Annotated in this window: 18 protein-coding genes; 10 read left to right on the top strand and 8 right to left on the bottom strand. The window is 61.0% G+C overall.

The features are described from left to right. Window positions 1-68 precede the first annotated feature (68 nt). The 3 genes from BUC24_RS19625 to petA are packed head-to-tail and all read right to left on the bottom strand — an operon-like array spanning window position 69 to window position 2,888. Window positions 69-830, bottom strand: a complete 762-nt coding sequence (locus BUC24_RS19625) for a cytochrome c1 (RefSeq protein WP_073220626.1) — start codon at window positions 828-830, stop codon at window positions 69-71. Window positions 831-864: 34 nt separating this feature from the next. Further along, a complete protein-coding gene (locus tag BUC24_RS19620; RefSeq protein ID WP_073220623.1) occupies window positions 865-2,277 on the bottom strand; it encodes a cytochrome b in 1,413 nt (470 codons plus the stop codon). 2 nt (window positions 2,278-2,279) lie between these two features. Continuing rightward, window positions 2,280-2,888: a ubiquinol-cytochrome c reductase iron-sulfur subunit gene (petA, locus tag BUC24_RS19615; protein ID WP_073220620.1), complete on the bottom strand. Its 609-nt coding sequence runs from the start codon at window positions 2,886-2,888 to the stop codon at window positions 2,280-2,282. A gap of 282 nt (window positions 2,889-3,170) precedes the next feature. Between petA and mscL the strand changes: the two genes are divergently transcribed. From mscL to BUC24_RS19595, 4 genes are all read left to right on the top strand, one after another. Further along, window positions 3,171-3,587: a large conductance mechanosensitive channel protein MscL gene (gene mscL, locus BUC24_RS19610; RefSeq protein ID WP_073221586.1), complete on the top strand. Its 417-nt coding sequence runs from the start codon at window positions 3,171-3,173 to the stop codon at window positions 3,585-3,587. Between the two features lie 18 nt (window positions 3,588-3,605). After that, window positions 3,606-4,757, top strand: coding sequence for a Do family serine endopeptidase (locus tag BUC24_RS19605; protein WP_073220617.1), 1,152 nt, complete (start codon window positions 3,606-3,608; stop codon window positions 4,755-4,757). A 22-nt stretch (window positions 4,758-4,779) separates the two neighbouring features. Beyond that, a complete protein-coding gene (locus tag BUC24_RS19600; protein WP_073220614.1) occupies window positions 4,780-5,469 on the top strand; it encodes a DUF2461 domain-containing protein in 690 nt (229 codons plus the stop codon). Window positions 5,470-5,553: 84 nt separating this feature from the next. Further along, window positions 5,554-5,886 carry a cupin domain-containing protein gene (locus tag BUC24_RS19595; protein ID WP_073220611.1) on the top strand — a complete coding sequence of 111 codons (333 nt, stop codon included), beginning with the start codon at window positions 5,554-5,556 and terminating at the stop codon, window positions 5,884-5,886. 163 nt (window positions 5,887-6,049) lie between these two features. On the opposite strand, the gene BUC24_RS19590 is transcribed toward BUC24_RS19595, so the two are convergent. From BUC24_RS19590 to BUC24_RS19570, 5 genes are all read right to left on the bottom strand, one after another. Then, window positions 6,050-7,069, bottom strand: coding sequence for an NAD(P)H-dependent glycerol-3-phosphate dehydrogenase (locus tag BUC24_RS19590; protein ID WP_073220608.1), 1,020 nt, complete (start codon window positions 7,067-7,069; stop codon window positions 6,050-6,052). A gap of 21 nt (window positions 7,070-7,090) precedes the next feature. After that, complete coding sequence (locus BUC24_RS19585; protein WP_073220604.1) at window positions 7,091-7,534, bottom strand: SH3 domain-containing protein; 444 nt, start codon at window positions 7,532-7,534, stop codon at window positions 7,091-7,093. Between the two features lie 64 nt (window positions 7,535-7,598). Further along, entirely contained in the window at window positions 7,599-8,063 is a 465-nt protein-coding gene (secB, locus tag BUC24_RS19580; RefSeq protein ID WP_073220601.1) for a protein-export chaperone SecB, read from the bottom strand. A gap of 140 nt (window positions 8,064-8,203) precedes the next feature. Beyond that, complete coding sequence (gene grxC / locus BUC24_RS19575) at window positions 8,204-8,467, bottom strand: glutaredoxin 3 (protein WP_073220598.1); 264 nt, start codon at window positions 8,465-8,467, stop codon at window positions 8,204-8,206. Between the two features lie 14 nt (window positions 8,468-8,481). After that, window positions 8,482-8,883, bottom strand: coding sequence for a rhodanese-like domain-containing protein (locus BUC24_RS19570; protein ID WP_073220596.1), 402 nt, complete (start codon window positions 8,881-8,883; stop codon window positions 8,482-8,484). A gap of 109 nt (window positions 8,884-8,992) precedes the next feature. Between BUC24_RS19570 and gpmA the strand changes: the two genes are divergently transcribed. From gpmA to gspG, 6 genes are all read left to right on the top strand, one after another. Next, a complete protein-coding gene (gene gpmA / locus BUC24_RS19565) occupies window positions 8,993-9,739 on the top strand; it encodes a 2,3-diphosphoglycerate-dependent phosphoglycerate mutase (RefSeq protein WP_073220593.1) in 747 nt (248 codons plus the stop codon). A gap of 39 nt (window positions 9,740-9,778) precedes the next feature. Next, a complete protein-coding gene (locus tag BUC24_RS19560) occupies window positions 9,779-11,191 on the top strand; it encodes a murein hydrolase activator EnvC family protein (protein ID WP_073220590.1) in 1,413 nt (470 codons plus the stop codon). Between the two features lie 9 nt (window positions 11,192-11,200). Further along, entirely contained in the window at window positions 11,201-12,688 is a 1,488-nt protein-coding gene (locus tag BUC24_RS19555; protein WP_073220587.1) for a S41 family peptidase, read from the top strand. A gap of 34 nt (window positions 12,689-12,722) precedes the next feature. After that, a complete protein-coding gene (locus BUC24_RS19550) occupies window positions 12,723-13,487 on the top strand; it encodes a HesA/MoeB/ThiF family protein (RefSeq protein WP_073220584.1) in 765 nt (254 codons plus the stop codon). Next, window positions 13,484-15,595 carry an amidohydrolase family protein gene (locus tag BUC24_RS19545; RefSeq protein ID WP_073220581.1) on the top strand — a complete coding sequence of 704 codons (2,112 nt, stop codon included), beginning with the start codon at window positions 13,484-13,486 and terminating at the stop codon, window positions 15,593-15,595. The genes BUC24_RS19550 and BUC24_RS19545 overlap by 4 nt, the downstream gene beginning before the upstream one ends. A 123-nt stretch (window positions 15,596-15,718) precedes the next feature. Next, complete coding sequence (gspG, locus tag BUC24_RS19540; protein WP_073220578.1) at window positions 15,719-16,162, top strand: type II secretion system major pseudopilin GspG; 444 nt, start codon at window positions 15,719-15,721, stop codon at window positions 16,160-16,162. The last annotated feature ends 22 nt before the right edge of the window (window positions 16,163-16,184 follow it).

The raw sequence follows: 16,184 nt of genomic DNA, 5'->3' as shown, positions 1-16,184 counted from the left end.
AAAGGGGGTGAAACGACTAGCGGATCACCCCGAAAATGATTGCCCGCACAGGCGGGCAATGAAATGACTTACTTAACTTCTTTCCAGTACGACTTGCTCAGCAGCCAGGCGAAGGTCGCGAAGATGGTCATCAGGAAGATTACCCACACGCCCAGTTTCTTGCGCGTGCCGGCGGCCGGTTCGGCCATCCATTCCATGTAGGCGACCAGATCGGACGTCGCTTCATCGAATTCCAGCGGCGTCATGGTGCCTTTGGAGACTTGCTCGAAGCCAGCGAACTTGTGCACGGTCTTGGTTTCATCATGCGGATCTTTTTCTTCCACCATCTTGACGGTGCGCACGCCCTGTTGCTCCCACATTACGTGCGGCATGGCGACGTTCGGTACCACCAGGTTGTTCCAGCCAGTCGGACGGGTGTCGTCCTTGTAGAAGGTACGCAGGTAGGTGTACAGATAGTCGGCACCGGTGCCACCCGAGGAGGCCTTGGCGCGGGCAATCACCGACAGGTCCGGCGGAACCACGCCGAACCAGGCTTTGGCATCTTCAGCGCGCAGGGCGGTGGTCATCATGCCGCCGACCTTGTCCTGGCTGAACAGCAGGTTGGCCTTGATCTGGTCTTCGGTCAGACCCAGATCGCGCAGACGGTTGTAGCGCATCGAGGAGGCCGAGTGGCAGTTCAGGCAGTGGTTGACGAACAGCTTGGCGCCGTTCTGCAGGGCGGCCATGCTGGTGCGCTCTGGCGCGCGATCCAGCGGATGCGTGCCGGAGCTGGCGAATGCCATCGCTGGCAGCAATGCCAGCATAGCGATCAGTTTCTTCGGAAAATTCATGTAATGTCCTTTTTCGCTTGTGTGGTGTCGTCGATTAGTGCGGATGGAACGTCACACGTTTCGGCACCGGCTTGAAGGTGCCCATCGAGCTCCACCAAGGCATCAGCAGGAAGAAGCTGAAGTAAATCAGCGTGCACACTTGCGACAGAATCGTGAATGCCGCAGTCGGGAGCTGGGTACCAAGGTAGCCCAGGGTCACGAACGACAGACCGAATACTGCGTAGACATACTTGTGCCAGTCCGGACGATAGCGGATCGACTTGACAGGCGAGTGATCCAGCCATGGCAGCGCGGCAATGATCATCACCGACGAACCGAACAGCACCACACCCCAGAACTTCGCATCGAGCACCTGCGGCAGCATGCCGATAATGATCAGGATGGCCAGAACGGCAATCGCGATTTTCACCAGCTGTGGCAGACGCGATTTGAGCCAGATGAAGACCACATACAGGGCGATGGCAGCCATCAGCACGTACATGAAGTCAGCGGTCGTGGCGCGCAGTACCGAGTAGAACGGCGTGAAGTACCAGGTCGGTGCAATGTGCGCCGGGGTCTTGAGCGAGTCAGCTGGAATGAAGTTGTTGTATTCCAGGAAGTAGCCGCCCATTTCCGGGGCAAAGAACACCACTGCGCTGAAGATCAACAGGAACACCGACACGCCAAACAGATCGTGCACCGAGTAGTAAGGATGCGAAGGAATCGCGTCCACAGGGTGACCATCCGGGCCCAGATTCTCTTTGACTTCGATACCGTCAGGATTGTTCGAACCAACTTCGTGCAGCGCGATCAAGTGGGCAGCAACCAGGCCCAGCAGAACCAGAGGAATCGCGATCACGTGGAAGGCGAAGAAGCGGTTCAGGGTCGCGTCGGACACAACATAGTCACCGCGAATCCACAGCGACAGATCAGGGCCGATGAAAGGAATTGCACCAAACAGGTTGACGATCACCTGTGCGCCCCAGTACGACATCTGACCCCATGGCAGCAGGTAGCCAAAGAAGGCTTCGGCCATCAGCGCCAGGAAGATGGCAAAGCCGAACAGCCAGATCAGTTCGCGCGGTTTGCGATACGAACCGTACAGAAGGCCGCGCGTCATGTGCAGATAGACGACGATGAAGAACGCGGAAGCGCCGGTCGAGTGCATGTAGCGCACCAGCCAGCCCCACGGAACTTCGCGCATGATGTATTCAACCGAGCTGAAAGCCAGGTTAGCGTCTGGTTTGTAGTGCATCGTCAGGAAGATACCGGTGACGATCTGCAGTACCAGGATCAGCATCGCGAGCGAGCCGAAGATGTACCAGAAGTTGAAGTTTTTTGGAGCGTAGTACTTGCCCCACTGATCATTCCACAGCTTGGTCAGCGGGAAACGGTCGTCCACCCAGGCCAGGCCTTTTTCGGCGACTGGCGCGTTGGCCGGCAATTTGGTTTCTTTAAAAGCGGCCATGATTATGCCTCGCCTTTCTCGTCTTTACCGATGACCAGATGGGTGTCGCTGGTGAACATGTGGCGCGGCACTTGCAGATTGTCCGGCGCTGGCTTGTTCTTGAATACGCGGCCGGCCAGGTCGAAGGTCGAACCGTGGCATGGGCACAGGAAGCCGCCGGCCCAGTCGTCTGGCAGGTTGGGCTGGGCGCCGGCTGCGAATTTGCTGGTTGGGGAGCAGCCGAGGTGCGAGCAGATACCGACGGCGACCAGGAATTCAGGCTTGATCGAGCGGTGTTCGTTGCGGGCGTACTCTGGCGTCAGTTCGTCCGGGGCGCGTTCCGATTTCGGGTCGGCCACGGCAGCGTCGGTCTTCTTGAGCGACTCGACCATTTCTGGCGAACGCTTCAGAATCCATACGGGTTTGCCGCGCCATTCCACGGTTTTCATTTCGCCCGGCGCCATGCCGGCAATGTCTACTTCCACCGGTGCGCCGGCGGCTTTCGCCTTTTCCGACGGCTGGAAGGTGCTTACCAAGGCGCCCGCCGCGCCCAAACCTACTGCGCCACCCGCCACGCATGTAGCTCCGAGCAAAACGCGGCGGCCTGAATCGACCTGCTTTTCGTTACTCATACCAACCCCAATCAGTCAAAATGCGAAATCTTAAAAAGCCACTTAGAGCTTCTAGCAACCTTAAATTATAAGGGAAGCGGTGATCGAAATGAAGAAAAAATGATGCCGCGTGCCCAAGCTGCGCGCATTTTGAACCGTTTCCGACCCGTTTGGGCGTAGTAAACACGCTTTTTCGCGGTTTTCACGTCCAGGCCGGTTTGGAACTGCGTGGCGGCGTTTGGTTTCTAAGCAGTTCGCTGTATGATCGGCCTGTCATTCTTTCACAACACAAAAGGGGAAAACATGGGCATGATGAGCGAGTTCCGCGAGTTCGCAATGAAGGGCAATGTCGTCGATTTGGCTGTCGGTGTGATCATCGGTGGTGCTTTTGGCAAGATTGTCGATTCCCTGGTGGCGGACGTGATCATGCCCCCCATCGGCCTGTTGTTTGGCGGTCTCGATTTCGCCAGCTATTACCTTCCCCTCAATGGCCAAGCCATGGGCCTGTCGCTGGCCGAAGCCAAAAAGCTGGGCGCCGTGCTGGCTTACGGTAACTTCTTCACCGTGCTGCTCAACTTCATCATTCTGGCCTTCGTGATCTTCCAGATGATCCGCCTGATGAACCGTCTCAAGCGCAACCAACCAGTGGTCGCCGCCCCGGCCGCCACGCCCGAAGATATCGTGCTGCTGCGCGAAATCCGCGATTCCCTCAAAAAGTAAGGAAAGGCCGCGCCCGCAATGCGACGTCTCTGGCTGTTGTTTGCACAAGTTGTTACTGTTGCGCTGGCGCTGTACTTTGTCGTTGCATCCCTGCGGCCCGAGTGGCTGCGGGGACTGGGCCAGCAAGCCCAGGTGGGGAGGGTTGGCAATGCGGTTCCAGTGATCGAATCGGCGCGCGTGCCGGCGCTGGCGGGCAGTTACCGGGAAGCAGCCGGGCGCGCCATGCCGGCCGTGGTCAACATCCTCACCAGCAAGTCGCTTGGGCGCGAGCACCCACTGCTCAAGGACCCGTTCTTCCGCCGCTTTTTTGGCGACCGCACGCCGCGCCCGGAACAGCAATCGAGCCTGGGCTCCGGCGTGATCGTCAGTCCGGACGGTTACATCCTCACCAACAACCATGTGATTGAAGCCGCCGACGAAATCGATGTTGTGCTGGCCGACGGCCGCAAGGCGCCGGCCAAGGTGGTGGGCACCGACCCCGAAACCGATCTGGCCGTGATTCGCATTGCCGCCAAAAATCTGCCCGTGATTGTGCTGGGCCACGCGGAAGATGCGCGGGTGGGCGATGTGGTGTTGGCCATTGGCAACCCGTTCGGCGTGGGGCAGACGGTCACGATGGGCATCATTTCCGCGCTGGGCCGCAACAATCTGCACATCAACCATTTTGAAAACTTCATCCAGACCGATGCGGCCATTAACTTTGGCAACTCGGGCGGGGCGCTGATCGACAGCAACGGCCATCTGTTGGGCATTAACTCGGCTATCTACTCGCAAAGTGGCGGCTCGGTGGGCATCGGCTTTGCCATTCCCGTCAGCACTGCCAAAACTGTGATGGATGGCATCATCAAGCACGGCCAGGTGGTGCGCGGCTGGATCGGCATCGAAAGCCAGGACATCACGCCGGAACTGGCGGAAAGCTTTGGCCTCGACAAAGAATCCGGCACCATCATTGCTGGCGTGGTGCGCAACGGGCCGGCCGACAAGGCGGGCATCAAACCGGGCGATATCTTGCTGACCGTGGCCGGCAAGCCGGTTGCCAACACCAGCGAAATGCTGAACCTGATCGCTCAGCTACAACCAGGCCAGAAAGCGACCATGACGGTCATGCGCAATCACCGCGAGGCCGCCATCGACGTTGACGTCGCCAAGCGGCCCCGCCTTCCTCAATAATTTACTCTTTGGATTCTCAAGCATGCATTTGCGCGACCTCACGCAATTTCTCACCGAGCTGAGCGATAACAATAACCGGCCCTGGTTCATCCACAACAAGCCGCGCTATGACATTTTGCGCGAAGAGTTCGAGACCGTGGTCACCGAGCTGATTGCCGCGATTGCCCGTTTCGACCCGCAAGTGGTTGCCTGCAATCCCAAGAAAGCCATGTTCCGCATCAACCGGGATATTCGTTTTTCCCATGACAAGCGGCCTTACAAGACGCGTTTTTCCGCGGGAATTACCCCGCGTGACCTGCGCCGCCCCAGTGCCGGTGGCGGGCCGACCTATTATTTCCACATTGAAGGCGATGGCACGCTGGGCATGGGCGCGGGGGAATACCTGCCGCCGCCGGACCGCTTGAAGGCCATTCGCGCACAGATCGTGGACGATGCCGCCGGCTTCGGCAAGCTGGTCAAGAACAAGGCCTTGCGCGCTACCTTTGGCGATATGGAAACCGAGCACAAGCTGCAGCGCCCACCCAAGGGTTTTGATCCCGACCACCCGCACATCGAATATTTGAAGCTCAAGGGATTTTTCGTCTGGACCGAAGTGAAGCTCAAGCTCAATTCGCCTGACGAGCTGGTGCCGCAACTGGCGCGCGCCTACAAGGATGCATTTGCGCTGGTGTCCTGGCTGCGTTCGGTCGAGGTGGCGCCCGCCGAGGAATGAGCGCGTGAGCAAGCGCCAATCCTGCGCCACCGTTTGGCGAATTCGGCAAGAATAAGGTTCTGGAACAGACTGACAGGAGTAGCGATGGCTTTACCACATGCCGCTTCCGGCGAACTGATTCGGCTGCAGCGCAGCGACGACGATATTGCGCATTTCACGTCGGTGGCGTTGGCTAAAACCGAGCACATGGAATTGATCCGGCTGGTGCTGCCCAAAGAGCGCGAAATGCCGGTGCACCGGGTGGATGGCGAGATTACCTTGCTGTGCCTGCAGGGGGAGATTGTCTGCGATGCGCATGGCAATTCGACCGTGCTGCGGCCGGGGGAAATGTTGTACTTGCTCGGTGGCGTGCCGCATGGCTTGCGGGCGAATGTGGATGCCGTGGCGTTGTTGACGATTTTGCTGAATCAGAACTGAGCCGCAGCGCTGGAGAAACCACAGCGCTCGAGAAACCACAGCGCTAAAACAACATCGCCCTCGCGAAGGCGGGGGCCTATTCCACGTGTCCGAATTCGGCAGCGTGCTATAGGCCCCCGCCTTCGCGAGGGCGATGTGGTTTTATGCGACGAACAGCGTGGGTCTAAGCCAGCTCATCCCTCGGATCACGCGCCAGCAATTGCGCCAGCATCGCTTGCGGCGTCCCGCCATCAAACAGCACATCGGCCACCGCATTGGTAATCGGCATATCCACGCCCAGCTTGCGCGCCAGTTCGCGTACCGCCTTGGCGCAAGGCACGCCTTCCGCCACATGCCCCAGTTCGGCCACGATGGTATCCAATGGTTTCCCCAGCGCCAGTCCCAGCCCCACCTTGCGGTTGCGCGACAAGTCCCCGGTGCAGGTCAGAATCAAATCACCCATGCCGGTCAAGCCCATAAAGGTCGCGCTGGACGCCCCCAGCGCATTGCCCAGCCGCGTAATTTCTGCCAGGCCACGGGTGATCAGCGCAGCGCGCGCATTCAAGCCCAGCCCAAGCCCGTCCGCCACGCCGGTGGCAATCGCCAGCACATTCTTGACCGCGCCGCCTACTTCCACGCCCACCATGTCGTCGCAGGAATACACGCGCAGATTGCCGCCGTGCACGCTGGCGACCACGCGCTCGCGCAAGGCTTCCGAACTGGACGCCACGGTCAGTGCGCAAGGCAAGCCGCGCGCCACTTCCTGGGCAAAAGAGGGGCCAGACAAGGCCGCGCCCGCCACCGTGTCGCCCATGACTTCCTGCATCACCTGGTGCGGCAGCAAGCCGGTGCCGTATTCAAAGCCCTTGCACAGCCACACGACATTGGGAATTGGATAGGGTTTCAGCTGGCGCAGCAGCGGGCGCAAGCCAGCCACCGGGCAGGCTGCAATCAGCAACGCATCGGCGCCGCTGGCGTGGGCCACGGCGGCATCGAAGTCCGCCGTTACGCGCAGTGCTGGCGGCAGGGCAACGCCGGGCAGGTAATGGGTGTTTTCGCGCGCCGCGTCCATGGCGAGCATGGCGGCGCCATCGCGCCCCCAGATCAATACGTCATTGCGCGCGGACAGTGCCAGCGCGACCGCCGTGCCCCAGGCGCCAGCGCCCAGCACGGTGATCTTGCGAGAAATTGCAGTTGTTTGCATGGGGCCCCAGTGTGGCCGGGGTCAGATGCCCCAGATGTCGACAGCCTTGATGTAACCGATTATGCCATCCTTGTGGCGCACCTTGACCCAGGTCGACACTTGCGGGTCGGCCAGTTCCAGCAGCACGCCCTTGTCGGCGGTCATCAGCGGAATGCCGTTCTCGTCGGCAGTCGGGCGCACTTTGGCGTTGGCGGTGCGCACCACCACATTGCGCTTGGGACTGAGCGTGCGCGCTTCGGTCCAGGCCATGTCGCCGCTGGCGTCACGCACCTTGACCCACTCGCCGTAGGTGAGTACCACTTCGACCGGCATGCCGCGCGGTGCGATGAACAGTTTGCCGCCGCGCACCGAGGGCGCGTCGTACAGGATGGCCGGAGCCGCGCCAATCGACTTGAAGTCAAATGCCTGTGCGCCAGCCGAAGCAAGCAGCAGCAAGGCGCTGGCAAAAATACGAGGGAATGTCATGGAGTGGCCTTCGCCAGTGGTTGGCAGGGCGGGCAGAACTGCCCACCCGCCTTGCTACAGATGCTTAGTTTGCTGCTGGTGCGGTTGCTGCGGCTTCGGCCAGAGCTTGGCGACGCTGCTGGTAGAACACTTCGAAGTTGATCTCGGCCAGGTGCACTGGCGGGAAGCCGGCACGGGTGATCACGTCGGCGATGTTGCCGCGCAGGTAAGGGTAAACGATGTTCGGGCAACCGATTCCCAGCAGTGGATCCATTTGGTCCGCAGGAATGTTGCGCGCTTCGAAGATACCAGCTTGCTTGCCTTCAACCAGGAATGCAACCTTGTCCTTGATCTTGGCGGTGACGGTGATGGTCACGGTCGACTCGTAGATGCCGTCAGCGATGGCTTCGGCGCCAACGTCCAGCGATACTTCGATCGCAGGCGCTTCTTGCTCGAGGAAGATGGCTGGGGAATTCGGCTGTTCCAGCGACATGTCTTTCAGGTAGACGCGTTGGATTTGGAATACTGGTTGCAGGTTTTCGTCAGACATGGAACGCTTTCGTTGGGAAATAAAAAGAACGGCCAGGAGCCGTTCCAAATTGTGCTTGGTTCAAAGGCGACGGTAATTGTATCAAAACCAATGAGCTAGAAATAGTTTTGCGCAAACCTTTAGCTTATCGCATGAATTCGTCAAGCCCCATTTAACAAGGGATCGAGTTTTCCAGCTTGATCGAGCGCATACAAATCGTCGAAACCGCCCACGTGCGTGCTGCCCACGTAGATTTGGGGCACGGTGCGGCGCCCGGTCTTTTGCATCATTTCGACTTTTTGATCCGGATCGAGGTCGACCCGGATCTTTTCAATGTTGGTCACGCCCTTGGCGTCGAGCAAGCGTTCGGCCCGGGTGCAGTAGGGGCAAAACGCGGAGGTGTACATCTTGACTGGGGCTGTCATGGCAATTCCTTTCCTTACTTGACGGTCGGCAGGTTGGCTGCTTGCCATGCGGCAATGCCACCATCCAGCGCGACCACGTCGGTGAATCCGGCGGCCTTGAGCAAATTCATGGCCTTGTCCGAACGTGCACCGGTCTGGCACACGACGATCACGGTCTTGTCCTTGAACTTGTCGAGTTCGCCGATACGTGAGGTCAAGTCTGCCAGCGGAATGTGTTTTGCGTCGCGCAAATGCCCTGCGGCAAATTCTTCCGTCGTGCGCACGTCCACCAGAACGTTTTTACCGCGGTTCAGCAACTGGGTCACTTCCAGGGTGGAGGCGCGCTTGCCGCGCGGGATCAGGGCTGGAATCAGGAGGGCGCCGCCGGACAGAATCACGATACTGACGAGCAAAATATTGTCGAGAATAAATTTCACACAGGTTCCAATGGTCAATGGTTTAAGACAAGGCAATCCGCGCATTATAAAATAGAAGGCGAATCTGAATGCATTACCTCCTATCCCACCCTTTTTTGGAATAAAGCACATGTACAAAATCGTCTTCATGCGCCATGGCGAATCGACCTGGAACCTGGAAAACCGCTTTACCGGCTGGACCGATGTCGACCTGACCGAAAAAGGCGTGCGCGAGGCGAAAAGTGCTGGCCAAGTGCTCAAGGAAGCCGGTTTTACCTTCGACGTGGCTTACACCTCGGTCCTGAAACGTGCCATTCGCACTCTGTGGCTGGCGCTGGACGACATGGACATGATGTGGCTGCCGGTCAAGAACGATTGGCGTTTGAACGAGCGTCACTATGGCGCCCTGCAAGGCCTGGACAAGGGCGAAACTGCCGCCAAATACGGTGACGCCCAAGTGCTGGTATGGCGCCGCAGCTACGACACCCCGCCGCCGCCCCTGGCAGCCGACGATGAACGCACTTCGTTCAACGACCCGCGCTACGCCGGCGTGCCAAAAGACAGCATTCCCCTGACTGAATGCCTGAAAGACACCGTCGCACGCGTGATGCCGGTTTGGGACGAGGAAATTGCCCCTGCCATTCGCGCAGGCAAAAAGATCCTGATCTCGGCCCACGGCAACAGCCTGCGCGCCCTGATCAAGATGCTCGACGGCATCAGCGACGAAGACATCGTGGGCCTCAACATTCCCAACGGCCAGCCCCTGGTGTACGAGCTGGACGCGAACCTGAAGCCGATCCGCCACTACTATCTGGGTGACCAGGACGCCATTGCCGCCGCTGTTGCCGCGGTTGCCAATCAAGGGAAGGCCAAGTAAGTTTTGTCTTTGAACCTGAAGTTATTACCGGGCAGGACGATGCTATGCATGGTCCTGGCCCTGTCCGTCGGCGCCGCCACGGCCGCGCCGCGCCAGACCGAGCGCAGCAAGCAGAAATTGGCAGCCGAACAGAACCGCGCCGAGATCGCCGCCAAGCTGGCCAAGCTCAAGAGCGAAGTCTCGCGCACCGAAGACGCGCGTGAAGACGCGGCTGACACCCTGGCCGAGTCCGAGGAAGCGATCTCCAACGCCAACCGGCAGCTGCACGAGCTGGCGGAAGAACAAGTCGAAACCAATGCCAAGCTGGCCCGCCTGACCAGCGAGCAGACGCGTCTGGCCGGCGTGGTGGACGCGCAAAAGAAGCAGCTCGCCACGCTCTTGCGCGAGCAATATGTGGCCGGCAACGAGGACCGCATCAAGCTGCTGCTCTCGGGTGACAATCCCAACCGCATCAACCGCGACCTGCAATTGATGGCTTACGTGTCGCAGGCCCAGGCCAAACTGCTCGCCTCGCTGCGGGTGAACCTGGCCAAGGTCGAAAGCACGCAGCAAAAAGAACAGAATGCCAAGGACGAGCTCGACGAAATCGCCCAGGAAGAGCGCGACCAGAAGGCCGTGCTGGAAAAAGAAAAAGCGCGCCGCGCCGCTTTGCTGGGCAGCTTGTCCAAGAAGCTGGTGGCCCAGCGCAAGGAAATCGGCACCCTCGAGCGTGACGAACAGCGCATGGCCGGCCTGGTCGACAAACTGTCCAAGCTGATCAAGGAGCAGGCCGAAGCCGCCGCCGCAGAAAAGCGCCGCCTTGAAGCCGTTGCCGCCGCCAAAGCCAAGGCCAAGGCAGAAGCAGCCGAGCTCGCCAAGGCCCGTCAGGCCGAAAAAGAACGTCTGGCGCGCGAAGCGGCAGCCAAACCGGGCAAACCCGGCAAGCCGGTGATTCCGCCCACCTTCAAGCCCGATCCAATCGACGCCGACGAGCCGACCGTGGCGCAAGCCGAACCCAAGCCCGACCCGAACCAGGCCAAGGCTGCCGATATCGCGCTGGCGCCAGCCGCCCCGGATGGCGCGTTTGCCAGCCTGAAGGGCAAATTGCGCGCGCCCGTCAGCGGCCAGGTCGCTGCCAAATTCGGCGCCAAGCGCGATGGTGGGCCGAGCTGGAAGGGCGTCTTCATCAAGGCGCCCGAAGGCGCCGACGTCAAGGCCATTGCCGCCGGGCGCGTGGTGTTTGCGGCCTGGATGCGCGGCTTCGGCAACCTGATCATCGTCGACCATGGCAGCGAATACCTGTCGATCTACGGGAACAACCAATCCCTGCTGCGCCGCGTGGGCGATGCCGTCAAGGGCGGCGACCCGATTGCCGCAGCGGGAAACACCGGCGGCGGCGAAGATTCGGGGCTATACTTTGAGCTCCGGCATCGCGGTGCGGCCTTCAATCCTGCGACCTGGGTCAGCTTTTAAGGGTTCAACATGAAAGTCAAACAAATCGGACTGGTGGGCATAGGCGCAGCACTGGGTTTTTGCGCCTCCCTGCAGTTTTCGGCCATGGCCCAGAAAAGCGCAGACGCGCCGCTGCCGCTCGACGAGCTGCGCCAGCTGACCGAAGTCTATGGTCTGATCAAGTCCGACTATGTCGAATCGGTCGAGGATAAGAAGCTGCTCTCGCAAGCCATTGCCGGCATGGTCGCCTCGCTTGACCCGCACTCGGTCTACCTCGACAAAAAAGCCTATCGCGAATTAAGCGACAGCATGGAAGGCAAATTCGTCGGCCTGGGGATCGAAGTGGCCATGGAAGATGGCTACGTCAAGATCGTCAGCCCGATCGAAGATTCGCCCGCGTTTCGCGCCGGGATCAAGGCGGGCGACCTGATTACCCGCATCGACAGCACGCCCATCAAGGGCTTGTCGCTGGACGAAGCCATCAAAAAAATGCGCGGCGAACCGAATAGCAAAGTGGTGCTGACGATTGCTCGCAAGGGTGACGACAAGCCCTGGATCGTGCCGCTGGTGCGCCAGGAAATCCGGGTCCAGAGCGTCAAGGCCAAAATGGTGGAGCCGGGCTACGCCTGGCTGCGCATCAGCCAGTTCCAGGAGCTGACGGTCGAAGACATGGCCAAAAAGCTCACCGCCCTGCATGCCCAGGATCCCAAGCTCAAGGGCCTGGTGCTGGACCTGCGCAACGACCCGGGCGGCCTGCTGCCCGGCGCCATTGGCGTGTCGGCCGCCTTCCTGCCGCATGACCAGGAAATCGTCTCCACCCTCGGCCAGCTGCCGGACTCGAACCGCAAGTTCTATGGCCGCCGCGAGTTCTACGCCAACCGTGGCAGCAATGCCGATCCGCTCTCCAAACTGCCGCCGGCCTTCAAGAACATCCCGATCGTGGTGCTGGTCAATGGCGGCTCGGCCTCGGCCTCCGAAATCGTGGCGGGCGCGCTGCAGGACTACAAGCGCGCCATCGTGATGGGCACCCAGACTTTCGGCAAGGGTTCGGTCCAGACCCTGCGCGAGCTGCCCAATGCCACCGCGGTCAAGCTGACCACGGCGCGTTACTACACCCCGACCGGCCGCTCGATCCAGGCCAAGGGCATCACGCCTGACATCCTGGTCGATGAATACGCTGACGGCGATGGCCTCAACAGCCTGCGCGTGCGCGAATCCGACCTTGAAAAACACCTGTCCGACGGCAGCGGCGTGCCTGAAGATGCGGCCCTCAAACTCAAGCGCGACAGCCTGGAAGAAGAGCAACGCGCGCTGGCGCTTGCCAAGTCGCGCAAACCGCTTGAATTCGGCAGCGCCGACGACTTCCAGCTGGCCCAGGCCCTGAACCACTTCAAGGGTTTGCCGGTCAAGCTGTCCAGCGCGCCGGCGAAGGCAGACAAGACGGAGAAGGAAGACCCGGTCGCGCCGCTCAAGCCCGAGACCACCGTCCCCGAACTGAAAAACGGCACCAAGAAGTGATCCACCGATTGGCCCAGCGAGTCACCCCGCGCCCATGAACGACGAGCAGCTGCTGCGCTATTCGCGCCACATCCTGCTCGACGAAATTGGGATCGAAGGGCAGGAACGGCTGCTGGCCGCCAGCGTGCTGGTGATCGGCGCCGGCGGCCTGGGTTCGCCGGCCGCCATGTACCTGGCCTCGGCCGGGGTGGGGCGCATTGTGCTGGTTGACGATGACGATGTCGACCTCACCAACCTGCAGCGCCAGGTCATGCACACCACCACCCGCGTGGGCCAGCCCAAGGTCGATTCGGGCAGCGCCGCGCTGCGCCAGATCAATCCGGAAATCGAGGTCGTCGCCCTGCGCGAACGGGCCCAGGGCGCGCGCCTGCAGGAACTGGTGGCCAGCGCTTCGGTGGTCCTGGACTGCAGCGACAATTTTGAAACCCGCCACGCCGTCAACCGCGCCTGCGTCGCCGCGCGCGTGCCGCTGGTGTCTGGCGCCGCGATCCGTTTCGACGGCCAGCTGGCCGTGTTCGACCCGCGCACACCTGCCTCGCCCTGCTACAACTGCCTGTTCCCGCTTGACCAGGGTTACCAGGACGCCGCCTGCAGCACCATGGGCGTGTTTGCGCCGCTGGTCGGCGTGATTGGCGCCATGCAGGCGGCCGAAGCGCTCAAACTCATCATGCAGATTGGCCAGGCACTGACTGGGCGCCTGCTGCTGCTGGACGGCCGCGCCATGGAATGGACCAGTATCGGCGTCGCCCGCAACCCCGTTTGCCCCGTTTGTTCTACCCCTGGAGACATCACGACATGAAAAAAATAATCGTCCTGGCCATTGCGGCCGCCTTTGCCTCGGCCGCCAGCGCCGCCACCCAGACCATCCGCTACGACGTGGTGGCCGAAAACGGCACCCGCATGGGCGAGCAGGTGGTCGAGCGCGACGACGACGGCCTGACCCGGGTGCGCTTCAGCTACAAGAACAATGGCCGCGGCCCTGACCTGAACGAAACCTTCCGCCTGGCGCCGGACGGCACCATGACCCAGTTCGCGGTCAAGGGCAACACCACCTTCGGTTCGGTCGTCGATGAGCAGTTCGAGCTCAAGGACGGCAAGGCCAGCTGGCGCTCCACCTCCGAAAAAGGCGAGAAGGCGCAGGCTGCCGGCGCCATGTATGTACCGCTGAATAATTCGCTGGAAATCGTCTCCATCGCGCTGACCGCGCTGGCCGAGCGCAAGGGCGCGCCGCTGCCGCTGCTGCCCTCGGGATCCTTGTCGCAGCGCGTGCTCGACGAAATGGAAGTCACTGCCGGCGGCAAGAGCACCAAAGTACAGCTGGTGGCCTTGACGGGCCTGGGCCTGTCGCCCCAGTTTTTCTGGGCCACCACCGGCGCCAAACCGCGCCTCTTCGCCATGATCGTGCCGGGTTTCATGACCATGGCCGAAGAAGGCTGGACCAGCGTGGGTCCTCAACTGGCCGAGCGTCAGAAAGTGGCTGAAACGCGCATGCTGCAAGACGTGGCCAAGCGCTTGCAGCACAAGCTCGATGGCCTGACCGTGGTCAAGAACGTGCGCGTGTTCGACAGTGAAAAAGCCGTCCTGGGTGCGCCGTCCGACGTGTATGTACTGCGCGGGCGCATCACGGCCGTGCTGCCAACCGGTGCCCCGATTCGCGGCGCCCAGAACGAAATCGACGGCGCCGGCCGGGTGCTGCTGCCTGGCCTGTTCGACATGCACGGCCACGTGGGCCGCTGGGAAGGCGGCATGAACATCGCTGCCGGCGTCACGTCGGTGCGCGACATGGGCAACGACAACGCCACCATGCAGCAGATTCTCGACGAAACCGCCGACGGCCGCCTGCTTGGACCGCAAGTGGTGCCATCGGGCTTTTTGGAAGGCCAGAGCCCGTACTCGGCCAACCTGGGATTCGTGATCAAGGACCTGCCGCAGGCGAAGAACGCGATCGACTGGTACGCCGAACATGGTTACCCGCAGCTGAAGATCTACAACTCCTTCCCGAAAGCGATCCTGGCCGAGACGGTGGCGTACGCCCACGCGCGCGGCATGCGGGTATCGGGCCACATTCCAGCCGGCCTGCGTGCGCGCGAGGCGCTCGATGCAGGCTTTGACGAAATCAACCACATCAACCAGGTGATGCTCAATTTCCTGGCCACGCCCACCACCGAAACGCGCACCCTGGAACGCTTTATTCTGCCGGCCGAAAAAGTCGCCAGCCTCGATTTCAACGCACCTGTGGTCAAGCAGTTCATCGCGCGCCTGAAAAAGCAGGGCACCGTGGTCGATTCGACCCTGGCCACGTTCGCCTTCCTCAAGCAGAAGGATGGCGACATGAATACGCCGTTCGCGCCCATCGCTTCGCACATGCCGCCTGACGTGCAGCGCGGTTTCCATGTGGGCGCCATGAAGATCGCCGACGCGGCCACTCAGGCGCGCTACGAAAAATCGTATGCCAAGATGGTGGAATTCGTCGGTCTGTTGTACAAGTCCGGCGTGCCACTGGTGGCCGGCACCGACGAAATGGCCGGTTTCACCCTCCAGGCCGAGCTGGAATTGCTGGTCCAGGCGGGCTTGACCCCGTCCCAGGCCCTGCAAGTGGCCACCCGCAACGGTGCCCGCTACACCCGCACCAGCCACGAACGCGGCTCCATCACCCCGGGCAAACTGGCCGATCTGGTGCTGGTCGATGGTGACCCGACCAAGAACATTGCCGACATCCGCAAGGTGGCGGCGGTGATCACCCGTGGCTATCTGGTGTATCCGCATGAAGTCGACAAGGAACTTGGCATCGTCCCGTTTGTCAAAGATGCGCCAGCTGTCCGACCGCTGGCTCCGGTGTCATCCAACATCGCCGCTGGCGGAAATGATGCAGTGCGGCAAAAACTCGAAGGCAGCGCCCGCCACTGATTAAAGTAAAAACGCGTGTCCCCACGGGGCCACGCTGCCTTACAATGTGCTGACAAAAGTTGTAGTCCGAATCACTTTCGGCCTTATACTCTGCCTTCCAACTATTTCATCTGTTGACACATTATGCAAAAAGCATCATCTGGCCGCGCCGCCCTGCAGCGCGGTTTTACCCTCGTAGAGATCATGGTGGTGGTGGTCATCATCGGCATTCTTGGCGCACTGGTGGTGCCCAAGCTGATGGGCCGTGCCGGCGAGGCACGCATTACCGCTGCCCGTGCCGACATCAGTTCGCTGATGCAGGCGCTCAAGCTGTACAAGCTCGATAACCAGCGTTACCCCACCACCGAACAAGGTCTCAAGGCCCTGATCGAAAAGCCGACCACCGGCCCGGCCGCCAATGGCTGGAAAACCGGCGGCTACCTCGACAAGCTGCCCAACGACCCTTGGCACAACCCGTACCAGTACCTGTCGCCAGGCGTCAAAGGCGAGGTGGATATCTTCTCGCTGGGCGCAGACGGCCAGCCTGGCGGTGCCGGCGACGACGCCGACGTCGGCTCCTGGGAATAACAGGTTACGGTCGTGGCGTTGA

The organism is Massilia sp. CF038, assembly GCF_900129765.1.
Classification (GTDB): domain Bacteria; phylum Pseudomonadota; class Gammaproteobacteria; order Burkholderiales; family Burkholderiaceae_D; genus Telluria_A.
The sequence above is the reverse complement of the archived record's forward strand: the minus strand, read 5'-3'. Positions and strand labels throughout refer to the sequence as shown.